The sequence below is a fragment of the Owariibacterium komagatae genome, assembly GCF_045865535.1.
GTDB classification, from domain to species: domain Bacteria; phylum Bacillota; class Clostridia; order Oscillospirales; family Ruminococcaceae; genus Ruthenibacterium; species Ruthenibacterium komagatae.
Genome location: NZ_AP031406.1, coordinates 1,922,888 through 1,947,121, shown reverse-complemented (window position 1 = coordinate 1,947,121; position 24,234 = coordinate 1,922,888). Strand labels below are relative to the sequence as shown.

General features: G+C 50.4%; 30 protein-coding genes. 25 read left to right on the top strand and 5 right to left on the bottom strand.

Annotated elements, in window-relative coordinates; all coding sequences use genetic code 11:
• The first annotated feature begins 6 nt into the window (after positions 1–6).
• From ACKTS9_RS09660 to ACKTS9_RS09540, 25 genes are all read left to right on the top strand, one after another.
• Positions 7–330: a hypothetical protein gene (locus ACKTS9_RS09660; RefSeq protein ID WP_006354129.1), complete on the top strand. Its 324-nt coding sequence runs from the start codon at positions 7–9 to the stop codon at positions 328–330.
• Positions 330–812, top strand: a complete 483-nt coding sequence (locus ACKTS9_RS09655) for a DUF3849 domain-containing protein (protein ID WP_154238250.1) — start codon at positions 330–332, stop codon at positions 810–812. The genes ACKTS9_RS09660 and ACKTS9_RS09655 overlap by 1 nt, the downstream gene beginning before the upstream one ends.
• A gap of 8 nt (positions 813–820) precedes the next feature.
• The gene (gene dcm / locus ACKTS9_RS09650; RefSeq protein ID WP_407880447.1) at positions 821–2,278 is read left to right on the top strand and encodes a DNA (cytosine-5-)-methyltransferase; all 1,458 of its coding nucleotides are present in this window, start codon (positions 821–823) and stop codon (positions 2,276–2,278) included.
• 106 nt (positions 2,279–2,384) lie between these two features.
• Entirely contained in the window at positions 2,385–3,104 is a 720-nt protein-coding gene (locus ACKTS9_RS09645; protein WP_407880445.1) for a DUF3848 domain-containing protein, read from the top strand.
• Entirely contained in the window at positions 3,101–3,547 is a 447-nt protein-coding gene (locus ACKTS9_RS09640; protein WP_407880443.1) for a prepilin peptidase, read from the top strand. Before ACKTS9_RS09645 ends, ACKTS9_RS09640 begins: the two co-directional genes overlap by 4 nt.
• Positions 3,548–3,565: 18 nt before the next feature.
• Positions 3,566–4,438, top strand: a complete 873-nt coding sequence (locus ACKTS9_RS09635) for a Flp pilus assembly protein CpaB (RefSeq protein ID WP_006354134.1) — start codon at positions 3,566–3,568, stop codon at positions 4,436–4,438.
• Positions 4,428–5,183, top strand: a complete 756-nt coding sequence (locus ACKTS9_RS09630) for an AAA family ATPase (RefSeq protein WP_006354135.1) — start codon at positions 4,428–4,430, stop codon at positions 5,181–5,183. Before ACKTS9_RS09635 ends, ACKTS9_RS09630 begins: the two co-directional genes overlap by 11 nt.
• Complete coding sequence (locus ACKTS9_RS09625; RefSeq protein ID WP_021632278.1) at positions 5,173–6,549, top strand: CpaF/VirB11 family protein; 1,377 nt, start codon at positions 5,173–5,175, stop codon at positions 6,547–6,549. The genes ACKTS9_RS09630 and ACKTS9_RS09625 overlap by 11 nt, the downstream gene beginning before the upstream one ends.
• The gene (locus ACKTS9_RS09620; protein WP_407880439.1) at positions 6,546–7,475 is read left to right on the top strand and encodes a type II secretion system F family protein; all 930 of its coding nucleotides are present in this window, start codon (positions 6,546–6,548) and stop codon (positions 7,473–7,475) included. The genes ACKTS9_RS09625 and ACKTS9_RS09620 overlap by 4 nt, the downstream gene beginning before the upstream one ends.
• Positions 7,476–7,502: 27 nt before the next feature.
• Positions 7,503–7,943, top strand: coding sequence for an XF1762 family protein (locus ACKTS9_RS09615; RefSeq protein ID WP_407880437.1), 441 nt, complete (start codon positions 7,503–7,505; stop codon positions 7,941–7,943).
• An 8-nt stretch (positions 7,944–7,951) separates the two neighbouring features.
• The gene (locus ACKTS9_RS09610) at positions 7,952–8,824 is read left to right on the top strand and encodes a type II secretion system F family protein (protein WP_058963964.1); all 873 of its coding nucleotides are present in this window, start codon (positions 7,952–7,954) and stop codon (positions 8,822–8,824) included.
• A 16-nt stretch (positions 8,825–8,840) separates the two neighbouring features.
• A complete protein-coding gene (locus ACKTS9_RS09605; RefSeq protein WP_006354140.1) occupies positions 8,841–9,236 on the top strand; it encodes a DUF4320 family protein in 396 nt (131 codons plus the stop codon).
• Complete coding sequence (locus ACKTS9_RS09600) at positions 9,233–9,778, top strand: hypothetical protein (protein ID WP_407880434.1); 546 nt, start codon at positions 9,233–9,235, stop codon at positions 9,776–9,778. Before ACKTS9_RS09605 ends, ACKTS9_RS09600 begins: the two co-directional genes overlap by 4 nt.
• Positions 9,779–9,930: 152 nt before the next feature.
• Entirely contained in the window at positions 9,931–10,476 is a 546-nt protein-coding gene (locus ACKTS9_RS09595; protein ID WP_407880432.1) for a DUF6550 family protein, read from the top strand.
• Positions 10,477–10,551: 75 nt separating this feature from the next.
• A complete protein-coding gene (locus tag ACKTS9_RS09590) occupies positions 10,552–12,249 on the top strand; it encodes a hypothetical protein (RefSeq protein WP_407880430.1) in 1,698 nt (565 codons plus the stop codon).
• A gap of 17 nt (positions 12,250–12,266) precedes the next feature.
• Entirely contained in the window at positions 12,267–12,704 is a 438-nt protein-coding gene (locus ACKTS9_RS09585) for a DUF3846 domain-containing protein (protein WP_025543796.1), read from the top strand.
• On the top strand, positions 12,701–13,063 hold the full coding sequence (locus tag ACKTS9_RS09580; protein WP_407880428.1) for a hypothetical protein: 363 nt from the start codon (positions 12,701–12,703) through the stop codon (positions 13,061–13,063). Before ACKTS9_RS09585 ends, ACKTS9_RS09580 begins: the two co-directional genes overlap by 4 nt.
• Before the next feature lie 60 nt (positions 13,064–13,123).
• Positions 13,124–13,822 (top strand): hypothetical protein, encoded by a 699-nt coding sequence (locus tag ACKTS9_RS09575; RefSeq protein WP_341472594.1) that lies wholly within the window; start codon positions 13,124–13,126, stop codon positions 13,820–13,822.
• Positions 13,823–13,905: 83 nt separating this feature from the next.
• On the top strand, positions 13,906–14,790 hold the full coding sequence (locus ACKTS9_RS09570) for a phosphoadenosine phosphosulfate reductase family protein (protein WP_242981538.1): 885 nt from the start codon (positions 13,906–13,908) through the stop codon (positions 14,788–14,790).
• Positions 14,784–16,610 (top strand): VirB4 family type IV secretion system protein, encoded by a 1,827-nt coding sequence (locus ACKTS9_RS09565; RefSeq protein ID WP_407880425.1) that lies wholly within the window; start codon positions 14,784–14,786, stop codon positions 16,608–16,610. The genes ACKTS9_RS09570 and ACKTS9_RS09565 overlap by 7 nt, the downstream gene beginning before the upstream one ends.
• Positions 16,611–16,670: 60 nt before the next feature.
• Positions 16,671–17,150, top strand: a complete 480-nt coding sequence (locus tag ACKTS9_RS09560; RefSeq protein WP_087271388.1) for a hypothetical protein — start codon at positions 16,671–16,673, stop codon at positions 17,148–17,150.
• A 16-nt stretch (positions 17,151–17,166) separates the two neighbouring features.
• Positions 17,167–17,991, top strand: a complete 825-nt coding sequence (locus ACKTS9_RS09555) for a C39 family peptidase (RefSeq protein WP_407880422.1) — start codon at positions 17,167–17,169, stop codon at positions 17,989–17,991.
• An 11-nt stretch (positions 17,992–18,002) separates the two neighbouring features.
• Complete coding sequence (locus tag ACKTS9_RS09550; protein ID WP_006354152.1) at positions 18,003–18,152, top strand: hypothetical protein; 150 nt, start codon at positions 18,003–18,005, stop codon at positions 18,150–18,152.
• A complete protein-coding gene (locus ACKTS9_RS09545) occupies positions 18,130–19,161 on the top strand; it encodes a hypothetical protein (RefSeq protein WP_407880419.1) in 1,032 nt (343 codons plus the stop codon). The genes ACKTS9_RS09550 and ACKTS9_RS09545 overlap by 23 nt, the downstream gene beginning before the upstream one ends.
• 29 nt (positions 19,162–19,190) lie before the next feature.
• Positions 19,191–19,721 (top strand): helix-turn-helix domain-containing protein, encoded by a 531-nt coding sequence (locus ACKTS9_RS09540; protein ID WP_407880417.1) that lies wholly within the window; start codon positions 19,191–19,193, stop codon positions 19,719–19,721.
• Positions 19,722–19,984: 263 nt separating this feature from the next.
• Here the strand turns inward: ACKTS9_RS09540 and ACKTS9_RS09535 are convergent, their stop codons facing one another.
• The 5 genes from ACKTS9_RS09535 to ACKTS9_RS09515 all read right to left on the bottom strand — a co-directional run bounded on the left by ACKTS9_RS09535 (position 19,985) and on the right by ACKTS9_RS09515 (position 24,141).
• On the bottom strand, positions 19,985–20,791 hold the full coding sequence (locus ACKTS9_RS09535; protein WP_087271376.1) for a hypothetical protein: 807 nt from the start codon (positions 20,789–20,791) through the stop codon (positions 19,985–19,987).
• Positions 20,792–21,874: 1,083 nt separating this feature from the next.
• Positions 21,875–22,414: a hypothetical protein gene (locus ACKTS9_RS09530; protein WP_087271370.1), complete on the bottom strand. Its 540-nt coding sequence runs from the start codon at positions 22,412–22,414 to the stop codon at positions 21,875–21,877.
• Positions 22,415–22,516: 102 nt separating this feature from the next.
• Entirely contained in the window at positions 22,517–22,870 is a 354-nt protein-coding gene (locus ACKTS9_RS09525) for a hypothetical protein (RefSeq protein WP_140399856.1), read from the bottom strand.
• An 81-nt stretch (positions 22,871–22,951) separates the two neighbouring features.
• Entirely contained in the window at positions 22,952–23,626 is a 675-nt protein-coding gene (locus ACKTS9_RS09520) for a DUF4367 domain-containing protein (protein WP_087271368.1), read from the bottom strand.
• Positions 23,623–24,141: an RNA polymerase sigma factor gene (locus tag ACKTS9_RS09515; RefSeq protein ID WP_087271365.1), complete on the bottom strand. Its 519-nt coding sequence runs from the start codon at positions 24,139–24,141 to the stop codon at positions 23,623–23,625. Before ACKTS9_RS09515 ends, ACKTS9_RS09520 begins: the two co-directional genes overlap by 4 nt.
• Positions 24,142–24,234 lie beyond the last annotated feature (93 nt).

The window sequence follows — 24,234 nt, the reverse complement described above, 5'->3', positions numbered from 1 at the left end:
GTGCAAATGGACGAAGATTTGAAACTCTATATCCCTCTGGGCGTGAAGCCGGAGGCCGAACTGTTTACCGGCTTTGGGAAAAAGCAGCTTTTTCAATCCATTGTGGGGTCCCTGGTGATGGGCGGCATAGCGGCGCTGGCCTGGCTTTTTACCGGCAATGTGACCACTACCGTTATCCTGGCCCTGGCCGGTATCTTTGGCTCTGTGATGATGACTACCAAAGACCAGAGCAATTTGTCCGTGGTAGATCAGGTGCAAAACCTGATTCGCTTTTTACGCGGACAGAAAATCTACCCGTATCGTTACGGGGATGAATGGGGGCTTGAGTGATGTACGCAACCATTCCGGTCTACTACCCCTCGCTGGAGGAAGCCGCCCGAAAGGATGAAGCGGCTCTCTGGTGTGACAGCTACAACATCAATATGTCCTGCCGCAACTTCATTCAGGATAAGGCCATGACTGCCTTTAATACCCGTGAACTGGACGCCTTTATTGAAGAATTGGTGCGTTGTTATGGAACAGAGCGGGCGATGTATGTGCTGTCCCGTACCATCCAGTTTTCCGATTGGGACGCGCGGTTCGATCAGGCCGTGCTTGACCGAGCGGGCAAAACGGACTTCCCCGACGCAAGAGAGCCGAGGGAGGCACATCAGGTAGACCCGACCACCCGATATGTCACGGAGATTGATCCGTGTGTTGTAAATGCCGTCTTTGTGAAGCTGATGGAGCTTGAGGACGAACAGGAAGAAACCAACCACATGAATGAAATCGAGCAAGATGAGCTTGACGAGGATATGACGGCAGAACTGTGAGGCTGCCGATGGAGCAGATGACATTCCTGGATTTCTTCGCAGGCATCGGCGGTTTCCGCAAGGGCTTTGAGCTATGCGGGATGCGCTGTGTGGGGCATTGTGAGATTGATAAGTATGCCGACCGCAGTTACAGAGCCATTCATGATGTAAAGGAGGATGAATGGTATGCAGCCGACATCACAAAAGTCGCCTCCGCAGATCTCCCCAGAGCAGACCTGTGGGCAGGAGGATTCCCGTGTCAAGATATTTCGGTCGCTGGCCGCCAGCGAGGGCTTGACGGAGCAAGAAGTGGACTCTTTTTTACACTTGCTCAACTCATCAAAGGCCAAAGTCCTGAAAATCGACCCACATGGATTGTCCTTGAAAATGTTAAGAATCTCCTATCCATTCATGGAGGATGGGACTTTGCGACCGTTCTCGATACGCTGGCCTCACTCGGCTATCATGTCGAGTATGGACTTCTCAATACAAAGTATTTCGGCCCCCCTCAAAATCGTGAGCGAGTGTTCATTGTCGCTTGCCGACATCCTGGAGCCGGACGCAGACCCAAAATATTTCCTGTCCCCGCAGGCAGTGGCAAAGCTCTTATCCAACTCATAGGCGGGATGCAGGGAAAACGGGTATATGACACAACAGGCATCAGCTGCACATTGACCTCGGAAGGCGGCGGGTTTGGGGTAAAGACTGGCCTGTACTTTATTGACCTCTGCAATGGCAATCCCAAACTGACCGATCATGCCCGTTGTATCAAAGCCAAGTATAACAGCGGCATTACCAACCGTGGCGGAGACAATTCCGGTGTCCTGATCTCCCCCGCAGGGATGGACAAGGATGCGGTTCTGTCCTTTGTGGACATTTGCACCGGGAAAGCGAAACTTACCAAAGAAGCCCGCTGCATCCTCTCTGCCTATAACCGCACCATCAGTAATTGGGGCGGCAGCTCTGGGGTGTTCTATGGTTGCCGTGCTGTCGTGACCCCGGATCGGGAAGAAAAACGGCAAAACGGACGGAGAATCAAGAACTGCGGGGAGCCGTCCTTCACCATCACGGCGCAGGATCGGCATGGGGTGTTATTTCAAGACTGCGATGAGTGTCCCTACGGTATGCAGATCCGAGAAGCGACAAAGAAAGGATATGATATTGCCCGCTGCGGCGACAGTATCAACCTCTCTTTCCCGGAGAGCAAGACGCGGCGCGGACGGGTCGGCAAAGACCTTGCCACGACGCTGGAAACCTCTTGCAATCAAGGCACGGCTTTTGCCGGGTGCGGCCTGATCCGCAGGCTGACGCCCCGTGAGTGCTGGCGACTGCAAGGCTTTACGGACGAGATGTTTGATAAGGCACGGGCGGTCAACAGCGACAATCAGCTATACCGGCAGGCCGGTAATTCCGTGACGGTTCCTGTAATCTACGCCATTGGGAAACAAATCCTTGCCGCACAGAAGGCATTGGAATGTGGAGAATAAGATGTTTCAGAAAAATTGGAACCCGTGGCCCATTTTTATCGGCATGGCGGTCGCAATGACCGCCATCGCCGTATTCTATCGACAAATCATGTGATGGAGGTGATTCATGCTGGAAACTGACGCATTAAAAGAGAAGCTGGAAATGGAAATCCATCGCTTTGCCCGACCGCCGGAGGAACTTTCTTCCGGTGATCCGTATTTTGAGCAGCTTCAGACCATGCTCGCAATCCGAGATGAACTGATAAATATTCCGCTGTGCGATATTCAGCGGAATATGCTGCTTTCGATGGAAAATGTATTGGAATCGGCATGGTCATTCCGCAACACACCCGTCCCGGATCGCTGCATGAATCCGAACAATATCAGCGAAGTGGTGTACTACTTCCTTCAGGACAAAGGCGCTGAGTACCGGGGCGACCTGCTCTATGAACGGGCCAAAGCCGAGTTTGATGCCCGTATGGAAGAACTCGCCGCCCTGCCGCCCAAAGAAATTCTTGACCACGCTTATGAGAAAATCATCAAAGAAGATTTTCTCTGCCATCTGGAGGAAGGGTTGGACGAGTGGGAAACGGACGCTCTGTTGTCTTATCCGCAGCCTTTGGCGGCTCTCTACACGGAATGGATGGGAGTTGATTACTCCTATCTGGATATAGACAGAATCCAAAGCACGGCAAAGCAAGCAGCGGGAAAAAGGTTAAATGAACTTCGCCGCCATGAGTTTGACGTCAATGGTGAGCCGCCCGTGGAACTGCGGTATTTCTATGATTTGCATAGCGAGATACTGGACAACCCAGATCTGGAGTGGGTCGGTGATATGGAGCCATGAATCCTCTGATTGTAAAAGGCGTGGTATTTGGGCTGCTGCTGGCTTGTGCTGCGCTCTGGGATATGAAAGAACGAGAGATTCCCAATCTGATTCCGGCCATGATTTTAGTTTGTGGCTTGATAGAGCTGCGCCCCGCCGCTTCTGTGGCGGGGCTTCTTGTTACGGGAGGTCCGTACCTGTTGGCCGCATTGCTGACACATGGGAAAGCCCTTGCCATTGGTGGCGGGGACATTAAGCTGATGGGGGCTTGCGGCTTTGTTCTGGGAGTGTGGCCTGGTCTGCTACACAGCATTTTATCTCTGATCCTGGTCGTGCTTACAGGGGTGATGCTGTTTGGAGTACGCAGACAGGACTTTTCTTCCATCCGGCTACCACTTGCCCCGTTCTTCTGCATTGGCGGCGTAACTGCTTATTGGCTGGCGGCTGCGGCCGCTGTAATCTGAACAAATGGAGGTATCAACTTGAACAAGAATATTTTCAGAAACCGGACGATCATCGGTGCGGTTTGCATCCTGCTGGCCGTTCTGGTTTGTTTTGGCATCACGCCCCTTTTCAATGCGGGTTTGAAGGCCCAGACCGAAGCGGTACGGGTAAAAGCCGAGGTGATTCCCCGTGGTACTTATATCACGGCGGATATGGTTGAAGTCTACACCAGAGGCGCATCCGGTATGCCCGACAGCATTGCCACATCGCTTGACGAGGTAGTTGGCCGATATACCGATGTGGAACTTCGCAAGAATACGGATGTAAACACCGGTTGGCTTTCTTCTGAACCACTGACTCAGTACGAATACCTGACCAAGCTGGACGGCTCCAAAGTGGCGATCTCCGTTACCATTCCCACTTTTGCCAAAGGCGGTTCCGGCAAGGTGGAGGCTGGCGACATCATCATGCTCTTTGCAACCGATAAAGACACCGGAGAAACCACACAGCCCCCGGAACTCAAGTATGTAGAAGTCCTGGCCGCAACACAGAGTTCCGGCGCCGACAAGGAATATCAGGCGCCCCAGGAGGATGAGGAAGAAAATCCCGAAGAATCGCTTCCTTCCACTATTACCCTGCTGGTAAATACCGAACAGGCACAGATCCTCGCACACTTGGAAGAATCCAACAGTCTGCACCTGGCATTTGTGTACCGTGGAACCCGTGAGAACGCAGAAAAGTTCCTGGCAGCTCAGGATCAGTTCTTTGTAGAGCCGGAGGAAGCTACCGCAGCTCAGGACGGCGAACAGGGTGAGGTGTCCGATGATAACCATGCGGCCGACAGCACCGGCGATAATGCGGCCGGCAATGAACCCGCAGAACAGGAGGTTGAGAATACCGATGGCGAATAAGCAGAAACAGATGCTTGCTGTGTGGGGCAGCCCTGGGGGCGGGAAAACCGTAACTGCGGTCAAACTTGCCCTGGAATTGTCCAAGCGGAAGAAAAATGTGGTGCTGGTGTTTACCGATGTGACGGCGCCCACGCTTCCGGCTGTGGTCAGCGAAAAGAAACTGCCGGATGTGTCCGTGGGCGAACTGCTGGCAGCTCCCGGAATGACGCAGGAACAGGTTCTCAAGACCTGTGTTCCCTGTGAGAAAAATCCCTATATCAGCTTTCTGGGCTACAAGGCCGGTGAAAATGTCTTTACCCATGCGGAGTACAGCAAGGAAAAGGCGGTGGATATGCTGGTCCTGCTGCGGCACATCGCAGATTATGTGATCGTGGACTGCACCAGCCTTTTGACCGGTAATGTGCTGGCGACCACCGCACTGGAGGTGGCTGATGATGTGCTGCGGGTGTGTGGCTGTGACCTGAAGGCCATCTCTTACTTCTCGTCCTATCTGTCGCTGGTTGCTGACAGAAAGTTCAAACCGGAACAGCACATCAAGGTGCTGTCCAACACGCGCCCTTATCAGGGCGGCAGCGAATACGAGAACTCCTTTGGCGGCGTGAAATATCGGCTGCCATATCTTCCTCTGCTGGAGGAACAGGCGGCGACGCTGAAACTGCTGGAACCGCTTTCCGGTAAAGAGGCCAAGACCTATGAGCCGGTCATTGCCGCTATTGCCGGGGAGGTGTTCGGAGATGGCAAGTAATATTGACCTGTTCTTCAATACCAGCAGGAATAAGAGGACATTCCCCGAAGTGCTGGCGGAGATTCAGGAATATCTCGCCAGTAAGTATTCGACCCTGATTACCGACAACCCGGAGGAACAGCACCAGCAGATTACCGCATACATCGCAAAGTATCTCAATGATTACAGTCTGGGCGTTGAGGGCATGAGCCATGAGGAACTGATCGACAAACTCTATACGGAAATGGCCGAGTTCTCCTTTCTGACGCCCTATCTTTTCGCAAATGATGTGGAGGAAATCAACATCAATTCGTGGAAAGATGTGAAGATCACCTATGCGGACGGGCGGGTGGTTCCCACCAAAGAGCGGTTCCAGACCCCACAGCACGCTGTCGATGTAATCCGCAGACTCCTTCATAAGTCCGGCATGATCTTGGATAACAGTCAGCCTGGAGTGGTGGGCCATCTCTCCAATAAAATCCGTATCACGGTTCTGGGAAATCCGCTTACGGACAAAGAAAAAGGTGTGGCTGCATCCATTCGTATCGTGAATCCCAAGAAGTTGAGCCGGGATGATTTTATCAGCTATGGGACGGCCACCGCCGAGATGCTGGACTTTTTGACCGAAGTTCTCCGGTTCGGTTTGTCCATCTGCGTGACCGGCTCCACCGGCAGCGGAAAAACCACACTGATGAGCTGGATTCTCTCTACCATTCCCAATGAAAAGAGAATCTTCACCATTGAAAACGGGTGCCGCGAATTTGACCTTGTGAAAGAGGACGCCGAAGGAAATGTCATCAACAATGTGGTCCATACCGTTACCCGTTTTTCTGACGATCCCAAGCAGAACTACGATCAGGAGCGCCTTTTGGAATTTGCCCTGACCTGTAACCCGGACATTGTGTGTGTCGGTGAGATGAAATCAGCCGAGGCTTTCGCCGCACAGGAGGCAGCCCGTACCGGCCATGCGGTTATCACCACCACCCATGCCAATAGCTGCAAAGCAACCTATTACCGTATGGTGACGCTGTGTACCCAGAAATATGACATGGGCGACAAAACCCTGTATAACCTGGTGACAGAGGCGTTTCCCATCGTTCTGTTTGTGAAGAAGCTGGAGGACAACAGCCGCCGTGTCATGGAAATTACCGAATGTGAGATTCTGGAGGACGGCACCCGGCAGCTTCACACCCTGTACCGCTATCATGTGTCGGAAACCTCTATCGAAGATGGCAAGGTAAAGGTGCATGGTGAGTTTCAAAAGGTATCCTCGATCTCGGCCAGCCTGCAAAAGCGGCTTTTGGAGAACGGTATGCCGCCCCGTCTGCTGGAGCGTATCGCCGGTGGCGGTGTAAAACCGGATACTGGAAAGGAGGAAACTGCGTGATTGTATTGATTTTGCTGGCTTTTGCCGGGATGCTGACGGGCATCTTCTTGATTCTGGGCATGACGCCCTTTACCTTTGCGGAGGAACTGACCAAGCCGCTTTCCGGGCGGCGACAGCCGATTTCCAAAAAAATCCAGCAGGTCAACCACCCCAAAGAGCCGAAGGGCATCCGTAAAACCGTGCAGGAAGCGCGGGAGATGTTGATTCTCACCGGAAAGGGTGGGAAGTTTGCTGCTGTCTGTGCTTTCTCGCTGTTTTTGGCGGCAATGGGAGCTGTGATCTGCATTGTGATTCAGAACTACTTTATGCTGCCAGTTTTGACCGCCGGAATGGGATTGCTCCCGTTTTGGTATGTCCTGTTTACCTCTCACAGCTATAAAAAGTTGATGAACAACGAGATCGAAACCGGGCTGTCCATCATCACAAGTTCCTATCTGCGCAGCGAGAGCATGATAACCGCTGTGGAAGAAAACATCCATTACCTGAACCCGCCTGTGGCAGATGTGTTCCGGGGCTTTTTGGCCGAAACCAATATGATAAGCGCCGATGTGAAACAGGCGCTCTCCAACATGAAGCCCAAGCTGGACAACTATGTGTTTCGGGAATGGGTGGACGCCGCTATCGCCTGTCAGGACGATAAGAGCCTAAAAAGCACGCTCACCCCGATCATCGGTAAACTCTCGGATATGCGGATTGTTGCGGCGGAACTGGACTACCTGCTTTATGAGCCTTTCAAGGAATTTATCACAATGGCGTTCCTGCTCATTGGCAACATCCCATTGCTATACTTTCTGAATAAAGACTGGTACGATGTGCTTGTGAATACGGGCTTTGGCAAAGGGATTCTGGCGGTGTGTCTGCTGGTGCTGCTGATCTCGTTTGCGGCGGTGATCCGGCTCACCAAGCCCGTCGAATACAAGCGTTGATCCCGTCAGGAGGTGTTACCATCGAGAGTGCTACCGATCTCCCTGCGGGACGCCAATGCGTTTGTTCTGGCGCATCACCGGCACAGTGGTCAGGTGCGCGGCTGTAAATTCTGTGTGGCTGTCGTGGATGATTTGGAGGCCGTTCATGGAGTTGCGATTGTGGGGCGCCCCGTTGCCCGCCGACTGGATGATGGCAAAACAGCGGAAGTGACCCGGCTTTGCACCGATGGCATTGCCAATGGGTGCAGCTTTCTTTACAGCCGGTGCGCCCGGATTGCGAAACTGATGGGCTATCAGAAAATCATCACCTACACCCTGGCAACCGAAAACGGAGCCAGCCTGCGGGCTTCCGGCTGGCAATGTGCGCCGGGACTGCGAGGCGGCGGGAACTGGAATGTGCCGGGGCGCCCCAGAGCCGACAGCCGCAACACCGGCCCCAAACGGCTCTATTACAAAGAATTGAGGTGACGCGAGTTTTGTATCTCATTTTACTATGCTTTGGGACGCTCTTTGGCCTGGGAGCGTTCTTTTTATTGGCCGGGCTGCTCCGGCTGCCGACTTCCGCAAGCACTAAGGCGGTTCTGACCGTAACGAGCCGTGGAAAGTCACAGAAAGGCAGCATCAACGCTATCCTGTTCGATATGGCGGCACGGCTCTCTCCGCTGGTACATCTGGATAGCTATAAGCGGAAGAAACTGGAGGCGCAGTTAAAATCCGCTGAAATTAAAATGTCCCCGGAAACCTATATTGCGGCGGCTTGGGTAAAGGCTGGGCTGATTGCTCTGCTGATTATCCCGGCCCTTCTGATTTTCCCGATTCTTGCGCCGGTCATTGTGTTTCTGGCGGTGGCAGTTTACTTCAAAGAGCAGAAACGAGCGGACGAGATCGTTCAGCAGCGCCGGGAAGAAATCGAGGCCGAGCTGCCCAGATTTGTAAACACCATTGAACAGGAACTACGCGCATCTCGTGATGTGCTGAACATCCTGAAATCCTACCAGAGAAATGCCGGTCATGCCATGAAGCGGGAACTGGAAATCACGATTGCAGATATGGCATCCGGCAACGAGGAAAACGCACTTACCCGAATGGAGAGCCGGATTGGAAGTACCATGCTGTCCGATGTGGTGCGCGGCTTAATCTCGGTCAAGCGCGGCGATAACGGAATTATGTATTTCCAGATGCTTTCTATGACCTTCAAGCAGTTGGAACTTCAAAAACTGAAACTGGAGGCCATGAAGCAGCCGGGGAAAATGCGTAAGTATTCCTTCATGCTGCTGGGCTGTTTCCTGCTGATGTATCTGGGTGTCCTGGGCTATGTGGTGTTGGAAGCCTTTGGCGATCTGTTCTAAAGGAGGTGGTGAAACCGTGAAACGACTTCTGAAGGACAAACGGGGCGAGGGCTTTGTGGATGTGTGTGTCCTGGTCCTGGCGATTGCAATGGTTCTGGCTTTGGTGGTTCGCATTGCGCCGGTGTTCGTGGCAAAGCAGAACCTTGATGTTTTTGCGGACGAATTGGTTCGGACAGCGGAAATCAATGGGCAGGTTGGCTCTGCCACCAGCGCAAAAGCGGCGGATTTACGGGAGCAAACCGGACTCGACCCCAATATCTCATGGAGTGACACCGGGAAAATTCAGCTTGGCAACGAGGTAGAAGTGACCCTCACAACCACCGTCAACATCGGACTGTTCGGTGAGTTTGCATCCTTTCCTGTCACTCTGACAGCAAAGGCCAGCGGGACTTCGGAGGTGTATTGGAAGTGAAAAAGATCCGAGAAGTCCTGAAAAGCAAATCCGGTCAAGGTGTACCGTTGATTTTGGCGGTTGTCCTCTGCTGCCTGATTCTGGCCTGTGTGACCTTTGAGTATATGCGGCTGATGATTGTTGCACAGGGGGTGCGCGATTCTGTCCAGTCCGCCATTGTGGATGTGGCTACCGAGAACTGGGATGAAGCCTATGCCGGTTTACGGGAGGGGTACTCTGGTGGCTACCAGCTTGCCGGTTCGTCCTGGTCGCAAAATGTTACCAGCGGCAATGTGTATGCCCGCCTGAAAAATGTTTTGGGCGTTGAATACAAGGACGGACAGTATGTAAAGTACAGCGGCGAGGATTTGGAGTATCGACTGTACGACCTGCACCTGGAAGTGGAAAACGCTCCACTGGCGCCGTCTGTGCCGGATGGCATTACGCAGCTCAATGTCACAGGAACAATCACTGTTGATGTGCCGCTTTCCTTTGGGTTCGGGCATCTGCCCCCCATGCAGATCACCATGAAACTCAACGCCAAATATGTTCCCAGGTTTTAATTTTGTGTATTTCGCCCTGCCGCTTTTCCATAGCGCAAAAAAATATTTGGCAGGAATCACACCTGGACGCCGTATTTGTGCAAATGGTATAATGATGACGAGAAATATCACCATAATTTTAATATAAAATCACCGTACAAGGAGGTTTTCAAATGAGTGCAAAAAACAAGAAGCTGTTGGCCGTTCTTGGCGCAGCCGTCGTTGTGGTAATTGTGATTGCCGCAGTGCTGCTGGGCAAGGGCGGGCAGACCACAACCGTTGATCCGGCATCCACCCCCTCGGATGTATCTGCCGAGGATGTGGATAGCAGCAATACCCCGGACAGCAGCTCCAGCGAACCGCTGGTAGTGGTGCCGGACACCTCTAAACCCGAAGCGACTGACAGCCAGAACCAGACCGATGCTGTTTTGAATGTGGAGGAAGAAGATCAGGTAGACGTTAACCTGACCGACAGTGAAAAGAAACCCGAAACCACTCCGCCCCCGGCGCCTTCTCAGGAGGAACAGCAGGCGGCCAGCGAAAAGGATGAGCCGATTGTGCATGAGCCGGACAGCAACCAACCCCAGACCGGCGACACACAGGGCGGTTCCATCTATCTGGAGGGCTTTGGCTGGATCACCGACGAGGGCGGCGGCTCCGTCCAGCACAACATTGACTCTGATGGAGATATAAATAAACAGGTCGGCAACATGGGCTGATAACAAGCCCAGAGAGTACGGTAGCGATACCGTACTCTTTTTTTGTTCTCAACTAATTTGATTGGAGGTGCGTTTTTGAAGCGGATATTTGTGATACTGCTCACATTTGTGCTGCTGTTGGGTATCTGTCCTATGAGCGCCCTGGCAGAAACCGGAGGAAGCGGAAACGTGGATGGCGGTGGCGGCGATATGGGGCAAGGAACCTCGCAGAACTCCTGGAACCCTGGTATGGATGGTGTACGAATTACTGTGGTTGATGCAGAATCCGGTCAGCCTGTGTCGTCCTCTTTTGATCTGACTAATAAAACTCCATCTATCAAGATTCATTTTGGGAAAGTCAGTAAAATTCAATATGCAAATGGGGCAAGTATTTCTCCTACCACAGAGAATTACGACTACTACACCCCCGCAACCTCTATGCCGAGGATCGTCAGCAGTGGCAGCCAGAATGCCAGCATTGAAGCAATCAAGAAATACTTCTGCTCCGAGTATGCGGTAAAACTGGTGGCGCAGCAGACCGGAATCGCATACGAGGAACTGATTGGCGGACAGTACAAGCTGTTTTTGGAGCCAATCGCCTATTTTAAGCACAACGGAATTATGATGGCCATGACTGCCCATGAAGCCGCGCTCTATGATAATCAGGCAGGCGGGTCCTTGCGTAAGACAATGACGAGTTTGACCCATAAAAACCTGCCGCTGGCTATGTTCCTGGAATATGCGGATATGGGATTTCCGGCCTATACAGGGGCTACCAATAAGACCTGTTCCAACGATACTATTATCACCTATCTGGGTATGGGTATTGTATGGTTTACCGACCCGCCCGAACAGCCGGAGCCAACCGACTATGACTACGAGTATCGTGTGGATACAGATGTCATCACGCCGGTAACGCTTTATGCGGGATCGGAGATCAATCCTGATAGCCCTGCTACGGTATCCTTTAGTATCAACGGCAGCACCTACCGGATGAACAATATTGTGATTCCATCGGGAGATAGTCAGATTGCCTGGGTAAAGTGGCATACACCGTCGGAGCCGCAGGATATTACCATCTATGTCAGCACTAACAAAGGTTCGTTAAGCCAAAGCACCATTCACGCAAAGGTGGTAGATCTCTCCGGCAACGACCCGCCCGATCCGAAAGCCACCGATACAATGGGAAGCTGGTCGGCCAGCAGCATTCCCAGCCGAGAAACCAAGACCTATGCAGCATGGAGTGTCTGGTGGGCGAAATGGCACCCCTATTGGGTGTGGCACAGCACAGGGAAAAACACAGGATATTGGGTAGACGATGGATGGTATGATTACTTCCGGGACAATTACTCGGCCAGCATGACCGCCACCACCCGAATCGAGCCGGACGAAAAGGTTCCCACCGCTTCGGGCGATTTGATGAAATCAGGCTATGGCGTAACAAACACTGTAACGGCAACCGTCAGCACCTCTGCCCCGCTATCGCACTATACCTACGGGCAGACAGCCGTATCCTACTTCCCGGAGTTTGGCTATGGAACCTACTGGCGGCTGTTGGAGCGGCTCACCAGCGGAACAACGGCGCGGTTCCAGTTTGCCAAAAACATTTACAGCACCTATAACCAGCGGGTGCATTTTTCGCCGGTTTGGTTCCCGGACGGGAGCTACACAGTCAATACTCATGTGATGGATATTTGGACGCCTGCGGGGATGCTTGCCATGAATCTCACCGATGATGTAACGATCAGCGGCTCCCTCTATGATGATTGGCATATCGCACCGGGCAATCCGTAAAGAAAAGGAGAATGGATATGAACGACAACAGAATGATTCGGATTATGGTGTTTGAACCTGGGCGGGCGCCTTATACGACCATGCTGGAGGATTCTCTGGAACACCGGCAGGAACTTGTGGGCGGGGACATTGAGTGTATTCCTCTGCCCTGCGAAACGGTTCTCTGCTGCAATGCGTCCGGGAAACTGACAGGTCTGCCGGAGAACCGACAGTACGGGCCGGATATCCTTCACGGAACTTTTTTCCTCTATTGCGATACCCCGGAAGGACGGGGCGTTTCTTTGACCGATGAACAGATTGCCATGTATCAGGAGTATTTTCCGCAGCCGGTCCCCGCAGCGGTATCCTTTGAAGTACGGTCCGCCGCCGACATGAAAGAGTTTATGAACCTCATGTTCGGCAAGGGATGGGACATGGACACCGGAGCTGGAGAGGATATGGAGGCAAGCCGATGAGCAAAATGTTTTCGGTGGTGACTCTGGATGCCTCCCACTCTCTGATGACGGAGCATTTTGTCCCCGGTAGCCCTGATGGGCTGGATGAACTGCTGGACTGTGATGAAATCTCTGAGGTTCTTGCCGAATGGCCCCTGGGGGATACCATCGAAGCGAAAATTCAGACCTATCTCTATGGAGATGGCGAAACCGTGCGGGCTGACGAGGAGGATTTGGCTTTCTTACGAGAGCATTTTGACGAGCTGGACGCCAGCGATGCCCTGGACTGCATCTCAGACCACAGCTTTTCTTTTGAATCGGACGAGTTGGATTTTGGGTACGGTGAAGAAATCGAAGATGAAGAAGATTTGGAACTATAAGACACGGCTCTGCTGAAAAGCAGGGCCTATTTTTATGGCAAAGAAAGCGAGGTCGATAAATTGCTTTTGCCGATTATTATGATCTGCGTCTGTGCGCTGCTGGGCGGTGGGACGCTGATTTTTCTGAAGTTGTCGGCCAAACACAAAAAATCGAAGAACAAGGACAAGGAAGAACTGGCCCAGATCACCGCCAATGAGTTTGTAAATGTGAAAGATATTCGGGGGAACTTCCTCTATACCCGTGACAATCTGGCTCTGGCGTATCTGAAGATCTACCCGATCAGCACAGAACTGTTCAGCAAAAACGAAAAGCGGCTGATTGCCAAGCAGCTTACGGTAAGCCTGTCCAGCGCACAGTACCCGTTTCAGCTTCTTGCCGTATCCCGCCCGGTAGATATTTCTCCGCTGTTGTCGGAGCTGTCTGCCACACTCACTTCTTCTTCCGATGTGAAGCAAAAGGAACTGCTGAAGCAGGAAATCGTGGAAATGGGCGCCTTTGCTCTTTCTGGCGAGGTTGTGGAACGGCAATTCTACATCAAGATTTGGGATAGGGTAAGCGATGGCGTTGAGCGCGATCTGCTTCAGAAGCTCAAGCTGCTCGGCGGATATTTTTCGGACAGCGGCATTCAGACCGAGATTTTAGAGCAGCAGGATATTGTCCGGCTGTGCAACCTGGTCAACAACCCCGCCTATGTGCATTTGGAGGATTCCGGCATCAATGCTGCGATCCCGATTTTGGAAAGTGTAGGTGTTGTCTAAGTATGAAGCACACCCGGCAGGATTTGAAAATCATGCAGGGTTGGAGCCTCGAAAGAAAAATCAGAGTTACGCAGACGAGAATCATGGAATGGTATATGCGGTACGATGGGCAGGTCTTTATCAGCTTTTCGGGCGGTAAAGATTCCACCGTGCTGCTTGATCTGGCACGGCGGGTCTACCCTGATATTCCTGCTGTGTATGTTGACACGGGGTTGGAATACCCCGAACTGCGCGATTTCGTAAAAACGAAGGACAATGTTATTTGGCTTCGCCCGCGCTATCCGTTCACTCAGATTCTTGAGAAGTACGGCTATCCGATCATCTCCAAAGAGGTTTCGGATGTTATCAACGGCGCAAGAAAGGGACAACCTTACCGTCTGGCACGACTCAATGGAGAACTGCTGGACAAGAACGGAAAGAAGTCGATCTACAACTGCGAGAATTACAAATACCTTCTGGACGCTCCCTTCAAGATTTCGGCAAGGTGTTGTTACCACATGAAAAAAGCGCCGCTGAACAAATTTGAAAGGCAGTCTGGGCGGCACCCGATTACGGGTGTCCTGGCCTGCGAAAGCAAGCTGCGGGAGCAATCCTGGATCAAGTTTGGCTGCAACGGCTTCGAGCGCCAGCGGCCTCTCAGTCAGCCCCTTGCGTTCTGGCTGGAAGAAGATATTTTGCGGTATCTGAAAATGACCGGCATTCCCTATGCTCCCATCTATGGGGACATTGTTGAAAGCCGCAAAAAGAACGGCACCCCGATTCTGAAAACCACCGGTGTTTCCAGATCGGGGTGTATGTATTGTATGTACGGCGTTCATCTGGAGCATGAGCCGAACCGATTTCAGCTTATGCAGGTGACGCATCCCCAGCAGTATGATTACTGCATCAATAAATTGGGGTGCGGCGCTGTGCTGGACTACATTGGGGTGCCTTACCGCAATCAACAGTTGGAGGTGGATCATTGTTAGGTTCTAAGAAAAAAGAAGAAGTGTTTCCCGTCAATGAAGCGCTGTTAAATGTCATTACCCCGATGGGGCTGGAAATCAAGCGAAACAGTTTGGTCATCGGTGAAAATCTGGGTAAGGTGTACGGCGCCGTCCGCTATCCGCAGAAGGTGGATATGGGGTGGCTTTCCAAGATCACCAACATTCCCAGCACCATTGTTTCGGTGGGGATTACCCCCATTGACAATGGTTCGCTCATTTCCGCAATCTCCAAAAGCATTGTCCAACAGCGCGGCGCCGCTGACAGTGCCAAAGACCCGCTGACCCGGCAGCGCGCCGAGAAAGCCGCCGAGGACGGCGAGAAAATCATGCAGCGGATCGACCAAGAGGGCGAAACGGTTGCCATGATGTCGCTGACCGTGATGCCGATTGCACAGGATGAGGTCAACTTCACAAAGGTCTGCCGCCGTGTGGAGAGCGCCTTCAACATCCAGAAGTGCAAGGTGCGCACCCTCGCCAATCTCCAAAAGGAAGGGTTCCAGAGCATTTCTCCCACCTATCCGGCCAACTCCACGGTGGACAGCATTGTGTCCCGTATTATTCCCATGAGTACCTTTGTGGGCGGATTCCCGTTTGCCAGCTCCGGTTACAACGATGGTCGGGGCTATTATTTTGCAAAGGACAGCAACGGCGGCCTGGTGATTCTGGATACCTGGGAGCGCGGAAACGACCGCACCAATAGTAGCTTCGTGATTATGGGTGTGGCCGGTATCGGCAAGAGTACCGTTGTGAAGCACATCATGCTTTCGGAATACATGAAGGGGACGAAAATCCTGTGCATCGACCCGGAATCCGAATATAAGGATATGTGCCGGAACCTGAACGGAAGCTGGCTCAATGCTGGCGGCGGAAAAAACGGCCGCTCCAACCTTTTGCAGATCAGACCGGCGCCCCGTGACGATGACGATGAAACCGACAAACTCTATACCGATGAAGGAAACGGAATGTCTGATATGGCGCTGCACATGAAAACACTGGAGATTGAATTTTCCCTGTATCTGCCCAGCCTGACGGATATGCAGAAAGCAATCCTCAAGCAGACGATCATTGAACTCTATAATCAGTTCGGCATCTTCTGGGAAACGGATATTCGGCAGCTCAAGGCCACGGATTTTCCCATTCTGTCCGACCTTCACGCCCTGCTGGAAAAGAAAGCGGAGGCCAACAAGGAGAATCCGGTATATCGTGATCTGGCAATGCTGCTGTACGACGCCGCAGCGGGCAGCGACAGCTTTCTGTGGAACGGCCACACCACGCTGGAGGCCAATTCCCGGTTTATTTGCCTGGATACCCACGACCTGCAAAATGCGTCGGATAATGTCAAGCGCACGCAGTATCTGAACCTGTTGAGCTGGTGCTGGGAGGAAATGAGCCGCGACCGGAATGAGCGTTGCCTGCTGGTATGTGACGAGGCATATCTGATGATTGACCCGCAGGTTCCGCAATCCCTGGTGTTCCTGCGTAATGTGGAGAAGCGGGCAAGAAAGTATGAAGCTGGACTGGCAATCATTTCTCATTCCGTGGTGGATTTCCTGGCCCCGGAGGTCAAGATGTACGGGCAGGCCCTTTTGGATATTCCGTGCTATAAAATTCTGATGGGCTGCGACGGCAAAAACCTTCAGGAAACCAAAGACCTCTACAACCTGACGGACGCGGAGCAGGAATTGTTGGAGAGCAAGCGGCGCGGACACGCGCTCTTTATCATTGGGTCCAAGCGGCTTCATGTGAACTTTGAGATTCCGGCTTACAAGTTTTCCTATATGGGCAAGGCTGGCGGCCGGTAATTCGGTGGCGGCCGGGAGCAATCCCGGTCGCCTTACTTATTCCACACAGGAGGTTTTCAGATGAATCATGCGGAACGATACGAATACCTGGTCAACAAGATGGCTGCCATACGTTGGAGGGGCAGTGATTTGGACGCTTCCTACCATGCCGCCCTTTTCCTGATGGCTTCCCATCCGGCTCTCTTTCAGAAGATGGATCGCTACCTCTGCCCGGAGGGAATCGACTTTACCAAGATGATGCGGAAAGAGGAGTTTGAATATGACTGGATGAAGATTACGGCGGATGCCGCCCGCAACCTCTTTTCCTGGAACAGCAAGTGTGCTGCTACTCCTTTTGAGATTTCGCGGATGCCTGCCCCGGCGATTCGGGCGCTCTTTACGGCCTGCTTCATCGCCAATGGGGACTACATGGTATCTGTCCGGGAAAATGACAAAGGAGAAAAGGTGTTTGAAATTGACGACAGCGCCGGTAAACGGCGGGAGGCGTTCAATCTGCAAATGGAGCAGATGATGGAAGCCCCCGGTATGGAACCGGACTGATTATGGAGGTGATTTTTTGGCTGTTGATCCGTTGACTGCAAAAATTCTGGCAAAGGTAGCTGTGCAGGCGGCTACCGACTCCGAGAGCCGGAAAAGAATCCTGTTTATGATCCTGGCCCCGGTTCTGGGGCTTTTGCTTTTAATTGCCTTCATCCTGTACCTCATTACCAGCCCCTTTTCCGTACTGTCCCAATGGTTGATTGGTGATGAGGTAAACGTGGTGGAGGATTTTCAGAAGCAATATGGTTACAACCAGCAGCTCGGCATTTATGAGAAAGACTATATAGATGGTAGTGGTCAGAGCTATGAGGGCATCATCTTTACGGATGGGGTGACCGAAGTCGTCTACTACAATCAGTTGGATGAGCGTTGGGCCGATCTTCCGTATGGAACCGATAATATCGGCGGTTATGGATGTGGCCCGACCTCTATGGCGATTGTGGTATCCAGCCTGACAGACCAGACTGTTGATCCCCCCACAATGGCAGAATGGGCGTATCAGAATGGCTATTGGTGTTCCGGCAACGGTTCCTATCACTCGTTGATACCGGGGACTGCGGAGGGCTTTGGGCTTCAATGGGAAAGCATCAGCACCGATGACCCGCAGGCCGTGGTGGATGCTTTGGCATCCGGGAAATTGATTGTGGCACTTATGTCAAAAGGCCACTTCACATCCAGCGGTCACTTTATGGTGCTGCGTGGAGTGACCTCTGAAGGAAAAATCCTGGTGGCCGATCCTGCCAGTAAAAAACGAAGCGAACAGGAATGGGATATATCAATCATTCTGGATGAGGCCAGAAAGGGCGCCGCAGCAGGCGGTCCCTTGTGGGCGATCTACTAAAGGGGTGCGATATGAATAACCGAAACAAGCTGATTGAACTGTTTATCTACATCGTGATCGTAGTGGTGGGCATCGTCCTCTTGCTGACCGGTGGGGCGGATGACAAAACCAGTGCTGAAAATATGGGAGGTGAATCCTATGCTGTTGTACTTGACGAGTAACCAGAAAAGCAACCTGATCGACCCCGCCGTGCGGAATATGACTCTGCCCGCCAAGAAGCTGGTCGGCCGGTTCAGCCTGAAAAGTTTCGTTACCAAAGATATGCGCAATTATGCCAACGCCAAATTCTTTGTGGTGGATGCGGCGTGTATCGAGGAAAGCGGCAATGATTTCACCCTTGCCCTGCAATCCTTTCAGATGATGTTCTCCGCCCGGATCATCGTCATCCTCTCCGGCTACGAGGATGTGAACGGCGAGGTACAACGGCTACTGTCCATCGGCGTTGTGAATCTGGTTACGGGTGAAACGATGGAGGACGCCCTGGACGAGCTGACAGAAGCGCTTTCCGAAGATGGGATGCAGCGGTATGTGGTAAAGGCTCCCGTCTACGAACAGCCAGCTACCCGGCGTGAGAAAGCCCCGGAGCCGGATGAGATTATTCCGTACCGCTGGAACGCCCGGAATATCCGTATTGCCGTGGCCGGTTCGCAGCGCAGGAGCGGCGTGACGGTGACGGCCTTTAACCTGGCCTCTTGGCTGGCGGCCAGAGGTGCGGAGGTGGCGTATATCGAAGTCAATCAGAACCGCCACCTGCAGCTCCTGCTGAACATCTACGAAGCGGCGCCGGATGGGGAGCATTACACCATTGATGGGATTGACTGCTACCTGACCAACGAGCCGGATAGGGAGTATCAGTTTATCATCTATGACTGCGGCGTGATGCAGACGCCCACCTCTATTTTCCGTGACGCGGATCACCGGCTCCTGTGCGGAAGTGTCCTGCCCTATGAGATTCCGGTGTTCCACAAGGCATTGTCCGAGTGTGGTTCGTTGGAAGTGCGCCCGATAGCGATCTGTGTGCCGCAGGAAATTCAGGAATACTGTATGGAACTCTTTGGGGAAGATGTGCAGATTGCGGCGGCATCCCACGACCTGTTTGCAAAACGGGTCAACGGACAGATTTACCGGCCGCTGGTGGAGAAGTATATTGCAGGAGAAAAACGCCTGTAACAGTAAGACATGATTGGGAGGATTGGAATATGGCAAAGTTTGAGTATATGCAGCGGGCATTTTCTTCTGAATTGAAGCCCAGAGCGCGGCTTGTGCTGCAAGTCCTGGTTCTGCATTGCAACAAAGAGGGCGAGTGCTTCCCCTCTATCAAGACCATAGCCGCCAAGTGCGGCTATGGGGTGTCCACCGTAAAGCGGGCGCTGGATGAATTGGTGAAGGCGGGATATATCGTCAAGCAGGCCCGGTTTGACGAGCGTAAGAACGGCGGCCAGACCAGCAACCTCTATACCTTATGCTCTGACTTGCCCTGCCCTGACGAGCCGGAAAAAGCCCCTGTGCCGGAAGATGATGCGTCTGATGAATCCCCGGCAGTGCAGCCGGAAAGCGCCCCTGCGGATGCCTGTAACGCCCCTAATCCCACACCTGGGGAGCAGTCTGCCACTTTGCCGACAATGGATTCCTACTCCTTTGCAGATGGCTTTGAAACAAAAATCGGGCGGCAGAATTGCCGCCCGATTCGTATGTGGACTGGGGGGCAGTCCATTTTTATACCCCCTTGAACCGTACAGGTGAACAGATACTTACGGATGAAGAAAAAAGTAAATAGCTGTGCTGTTGATAGGCACATTTTAATCAAACAGCCAAGTAAAATAGGATTGGATCAGGCTGTTGGATGGGAATATAGTGCGAACAGCGATTCTTTCGGCTGGAAGAATGTTTGTAGCGTTTTGTGTCTACAAATAGTCATATATCGCCTTAGTTCCCACATCATCCAAAGGCTTTTGACTAATGGAAGAAAACAGCTGTTGTCTTTGGAGTAGGGTTACTGGGAGAGGTATTCGCAATCGTAGACGCCGGATTGCCAATCATAATCGTAGTTAGCAGGAATTTCAACCTTATTGTTGTCCCACGGCTCAAAGTTTTGGTACTCTTGATAGTATGGGAAAACAATATTGGTGCTGTAGAAGTATTCCAGTTTAACTTTTCCATTGCTGCTGTTTTCAATGGCATCATTCAAATCCCAAGTTTCGAGGTTTTGGAATACAAACAGTGTAGCGGCAACAGATGTACCAATGAGAAAAGCCACAGCGGACTCCGGAACAGAAAGCGCTGTTGCAATTTTTGCAGCGACCGATTTTGTGATAACGCTTACACCTTTTCCAATCAGTTCATCTACAAGGAAGGTAACGAAAGTAGGGCTGTTCATGCCTTTTTGATAAAATTCTACTTGCTTATTTCCCATATAAATGACTTTTGTAAAGATGACATTAGAGATCGGGCTAAGACTACCAGTATAGTCCAGTGTTAGAGTGCCGCCGGAATAGCTTGTGATGGTTTTCGCAGCAGCAAGAGGAGTGCTTTCCAAAATGGCGTGATAGCTTTCCATTAAGGCATCAACTTCACGCATGGTAGTTGCGTTTGCAATTTTTGTGGTAATATTTTGGAGTTGCTGAATTTCGTCATCGTTCAGGCCGAAATCTGCCAATTCTTGATTATAGGTTGCCAGATCAGCAGCAGAAAAAGAAGTTTCGGTAGCAGATGGTTCAGCTGCAAAGGCACTAAAAGACACGAGATTGAAGCACAGGATAGCAGCCATAAAAGCTGATATGAATTTGGTCGTTTTCTTCATGGCATATAGCCTCCTTCATACTTTTTGCAAATGAGTAGATATAGGGAGTATTCCAATGAAAAGGAATAGGCATAGTAAAAGAAGGAATGTAACGATAAAAATTGTATAGGCAAGTGACTTTTTGGATAGCGTATCAATCAAAAAATTCAAATACCTTGTGAGTATATACATCTCACTGGCAAAGAATAGAATGAATATTGGGTGATGTTGAAAGGAAAAAGTAGCACACCCAAGAATGTACTGAACAACTAAAAAAACGATTGTATTTATTGACAGGGTTATCCATTTGGAAAAGGAATTTTTATTCATTCAACCTTGCCTCCTTGCATCCTTCTTAGACGATATAATAAACCATTGGAATCATCTCCTTTAGTCGGGAAATGGGTAAGAAAATTACTGCTCAATTTCCAGGTCCATCGGTATCACCTCTTTCTCACAAAAGTCTGTAATTTCAAAACATTGAATCTTAGAAGATTATATTCTGCGGAACACACATTTTTATGGATGGTTTTCTTAATTCGCTTATACCCCGTAAACGAATAACGGAAGCCATTTTGGACAGTTGCCTAAAATTTTTTTGGATTATTTTTGCGGATACTTGACCTCACACTTTATAAGCAGTCTACCGTTATGCCAACAGTGGGTACCTATTTCTTAGAAATAATTCTTTACGGTATCCAAACTTAACTGTATTGTGAAGCGTAAAGTCCAAGTCAGGTAGTTAGCAAGAGGGCCACAAGATCGTGTCTTGTGGCCCTCTTGCTTATAGTGCGTTTAATTTGGAGATAGGAAGAATTGATTTGTGACAATGATATTAAAATCTCGGTAGTATTTATTGTCCTGTGTTTTTGAGAAAGAACAAGTATCTATAGATGCACTAAATGGAATATTGTTAAGCCAAAAAGAAATTGTTCTTCCTCTGGATTTGCTTAATTCTTCGCATAACGCCTGTTCTTCTTCGAGTGGCTTTACTTGAAAAGAGAACATGATTTTTTCGTTAATTCTAAAACAGTTTGCAGCAAAAGCATAGGTCTGGTATTGTAATTGTAACTTTGTTATAAGGGATATTTGCATGGCAACTGATTATTTGTAGTAACTGGCAGACACTTCGGGCGCCGTGATAGAAAGTCCGTTGGCGTCAATCATAATGCCAGAAAGGGTAGCTTTATTCTGGCCCTTTCGAGTGGTAACATTGTCAATGGTACCACCGCAGTCACCATCAAATTCAATATCCCCGAGAGGGAATAATTGACCACGGTTGGTAGTTACACTTCCGGTAAAGACCATAGGCCCTTTGGTTTTAGAAGTAATCCCCCAGCCGATCATACGAGAGTCCACCCAATAGATGGTAGCGGTACCAGCGTCCCCAGTGACAGTCTTTCTTTCCCGGGGATCATAAGTCACAGTTTTACCGTTTTCATCGACATACCAATAAACGGTAACGATTTCGCCGTTAGGATCAGGGGCTGGGGCATCTTCAGGGAACCACTCCGGAAGGCTTGTACTTTTAAAGACAACGGGTTCTGATGCTTCCGTGTCAGAGGTGTTTGCTGCAAAGGCGGGAACACAGAAAAGGACAGCCATAACACACAGTAACAACGCGGACATAATTTTTTTCTTCATAATAAACTCCTTTCTAAGCCTATAATATAATGCAAACTGTTTGAATTTATCATGTCAAAAATGTATGGTCTATGGGTATTTTAATACATTTCCTGTGTTATCTTACGAGCAAGTACCTTTGACAGAGAATCTTGGAAGTTCTTTCCCAGAAATACTTACATCAACTGTTAATTCGTAGGTTTTCCCCTTTGTAACCGCTACTTCACCGCTGAAAACAAGATAGCTTGTAGAAGATTTTTCCCACGTTTTGATACATTGACCACCTTGCCATAGTTTAATTACTGCGTCGATGTCGTCCGTAGGCTTATCGGCAACGATGAATACCGAACAATTAGCAGTTGTCCCATGAAAAGAAATGTTCGGAGTAACCGTTGCCGCTCGTGTTGATGCTGCATAGGCAGTCGTGGAAAACACCATGAGAAAGAGAAACAAGATAGGGAAAAATCGTTTTTTCAAAGGGATGACCTCCTTCATTCGCTTATATCCCGTAAACGAATAAAGGAGGTCATTTTGGACAGCTGCTTAAAAATTTTAGAATTATTTTTTTTTGACATTCTCGGCCAGCTTAATCATGGTATCCTCAGAAAGATCTGCCATGATGCAAAAACAGAAAGTATCTTCTTCTGATAACCAAACCAGTACATTAGCAGAGGCTTCCTCGCCAGCTTGATAGAAGTCTGCTTTAATGTTTCCAACTTGAACTGACTTCACCTCTGTATAGTCTGATGCTACAAACAGGCTTGTGGCATTATCTCCATGTGAATAGGAAAAAGTTATACGTTGCCCAGAATCATCTGCATATATCATCAAGGTATTCCCATCAATAGCCTGTTTATCTATCAGATGAAATTCGCCTGGTAGCCATGTTAGATCATACTCTACAACATTGCTTTTTTGTGGTGGTTCACCAATAAATCCATATTCAACAAAAGACTCGTACTGCTCCCGTACCCATGCAAAAAAAGCAGCTCGCGCTTCTGCATCCACTGTCAGCCATGTACCGCTGGCGAGAGCCACCGCAAGAACAAAGCAAGCTGCATATTTGGGCAGTTTGTAGATCACGGGATGTTTTGCTTTCCGAAAAGTTCGGCGCATTTTTCTCTGAAACGATGGGGAAAACTCATGTTCACATTCTGCTGGAGCGGGGAGCGAATCCCTGATTGCCTGATCCGCTTCAGCCGCCGCTTTTTTCAGCATTTCCTTGCTTATCACAGGATTCCCGCCTCCTCACATAGTTTTTTCAATTTGTTTTTGGCCCGTTGATCCAGTTTAATTGCGGCCGGCAACGACAGTCCCAACATCTTTGCGATTTCTCTGACCGTGTACCCATGATGATAACGCAGCAAAATCATTTCTCGATACCTGGCAGGCAACTTCAAAATACATTTTGTCAAATCGTTGTCCCCTTCATAATGAGCATTTGTGCCTTGAATTTCCTCGATCAGTTCGACAGAAGGGTGTTTTTGTAACCGTCTATACTGATCTATTGCTTGGTGTTCAACTATTGTAACGACATAGCTATGCGTTTTTGGACACATCGGATCATCAATTTTTTTAATGTTTTCTGCTATTTTTACGAAAGCCTGATGCACAGCATCCTCTGCATCCTGCTCGTTATGTAAAATTTCGTAGGCCACATGGAACATCAGGCCACGATACTCCAGATAGATCTGTTCAAACAGCGACTTCTCCTCTGGAGTTTCAAGCATCATCATATAAATTAACATAATGCGAACCCCCAGTCATAATCCATTCCATTGTATCATGTAGTCTGACTTCTCAACAAGTAGAAAGATTCAATTTACATAATATTTTGCGTG

What these genes read in the sequence shown, in the direction of transcription:
- ACKTS9_RS09645 (WP_407880445.1), top strand. Translation starts at nt 2,385, where the DNA reads ATGCTGGAAACTGACGCATTAAAAGAGAAGCTGGAAATGGAAATCCAT.
- ACKTS9_RS09530 (WP_087271370.1), bottom strand. Translation starts at nt 22,414, where the DNA reads ATGAAGAAAAAAATTATGTCCGCGTTGTTACTGTGTGTTATGGCTGTC.
- ACKTS9_RS09655 (WP_154238250.1), top strand. Translation starts at nt 330, where the DNA reads ATGTACGCAACCATTCCGGTCTACTACCCCTCGCTGGAGGAAGCCGCC.
- ACKTS9_RS09535 (WP_087271376.1), bottom strand. Translation starts at nt 20,791, where the DNA reads ATGAAGAAAACGACCAAATTCATATCAGCTTTTATGGCTGCTATCCTG.
- ACKTS9_RS09550 (WP_006354152.1), top strand. Translation starts at nt 18,003, where the DNA reads ATGAATAACCGAAACAAGCTGATTGAACTGTTTATCTACATCGTGATC.
- ACKTS9_RS09640 (WP_407880443.1), top strand. Translation starts at nt 3,101, where the DNA reads ATGAATCCTCTGATTGTAAAAGGCGTGGTATTTGGGCTGCTGCTGGCT.
- ACKTS9_RS09560 (WP_087271388.1), top strand. Translation starts at nt 16,671, where the DNA reads ATGAATCATGCGGAACGATACGAATACCTGGTCAACAAGATGGCTGCC.
- ACKTS9_RS09625 (WP_021632278.1), top strand. Translation starts at nt 5,173, where the DNA reads ATGGCAAGTAATATTGACCTGTTCTTCAATACCAGCAGGAATAAGAGG.
- ACKTS9_RS09540 (WP_407880417.1), top strand. Translation starts at nt 19,191, where the DNA reads ATGGCAAAGTTTGAGTATATGCAGCGGGCATTTTCTTCTGAATTGAAG.
- ACKTS9_RS09545 (WP_407880419.1), top strand. Translation starts at nt 18,130, where the DNA reads ATGCTGTTGTACTTGACGAGTAACCAGAAAAGCAACCTGATCGACCCC.
- ACKTS9_RS09595 (WP_407880432.1), top strand. Translation starts at nt 9,931, where the DNA reads ATGAGTGCAAAAAACAAGAAGCTGTTGGCCGTTCTTGGCGCAGCCGTC.
- ACKTS9_RS09630 (WP_006354135.1), top strand. Translation starts at nt 4,428, where the DNA reads ATGGCGAATAAGCAGAAACAGATGCTTGCTGTGTGGGGCAGCCCTGGG.
- ACKTS9_RS09580 (WP_407880428.1), top strand. Translation starts at nt 12,701, where the DNA reads ATGAGCAAAATGTTTTCGGTGGTGACTCTGGATGCCTCCCACTCTCTG.
- ACKTS9_RS09660 (WP_006354129.1), top strand. Translation starts at nt 7, where the DNA reads ATGGACGAAGATTTGAAACTCTATATCCCTCTGGGCGTGAAGCCGGAG.
- ACKTS9_RS09570 (WP_242981538.1), top strand. Translation starts at nt 13,906, where the DNA reads ATGGAATGGTATATGCGGTACGATGGGCAGGTCTTTATCAGCTTTTCG.
- ACKTS9_RS09515 (WP_087271365.1), bottom strand. Translation starts at nt 24,141, where the DNA reads ATGTTAATTTATATGATGATGCTTGAAACTCCAGAGGAGAAGTCGCTG.
- ACKTS9_RS09585 (WP_025543796.1), top strand. Translation starts at nt 12,267, where the DNA reads ATGAACGACAACAGAATGATTCGGATTATGGTGTTTGAACCTGGGCGG.
- dcm (WP_407880447.1), top strand. Translation starts at nt 821, where the DNA reads ATGGAGCAGATGACATTCCTGGATTTCTTCGCAGGCATCGGCGGTTTC.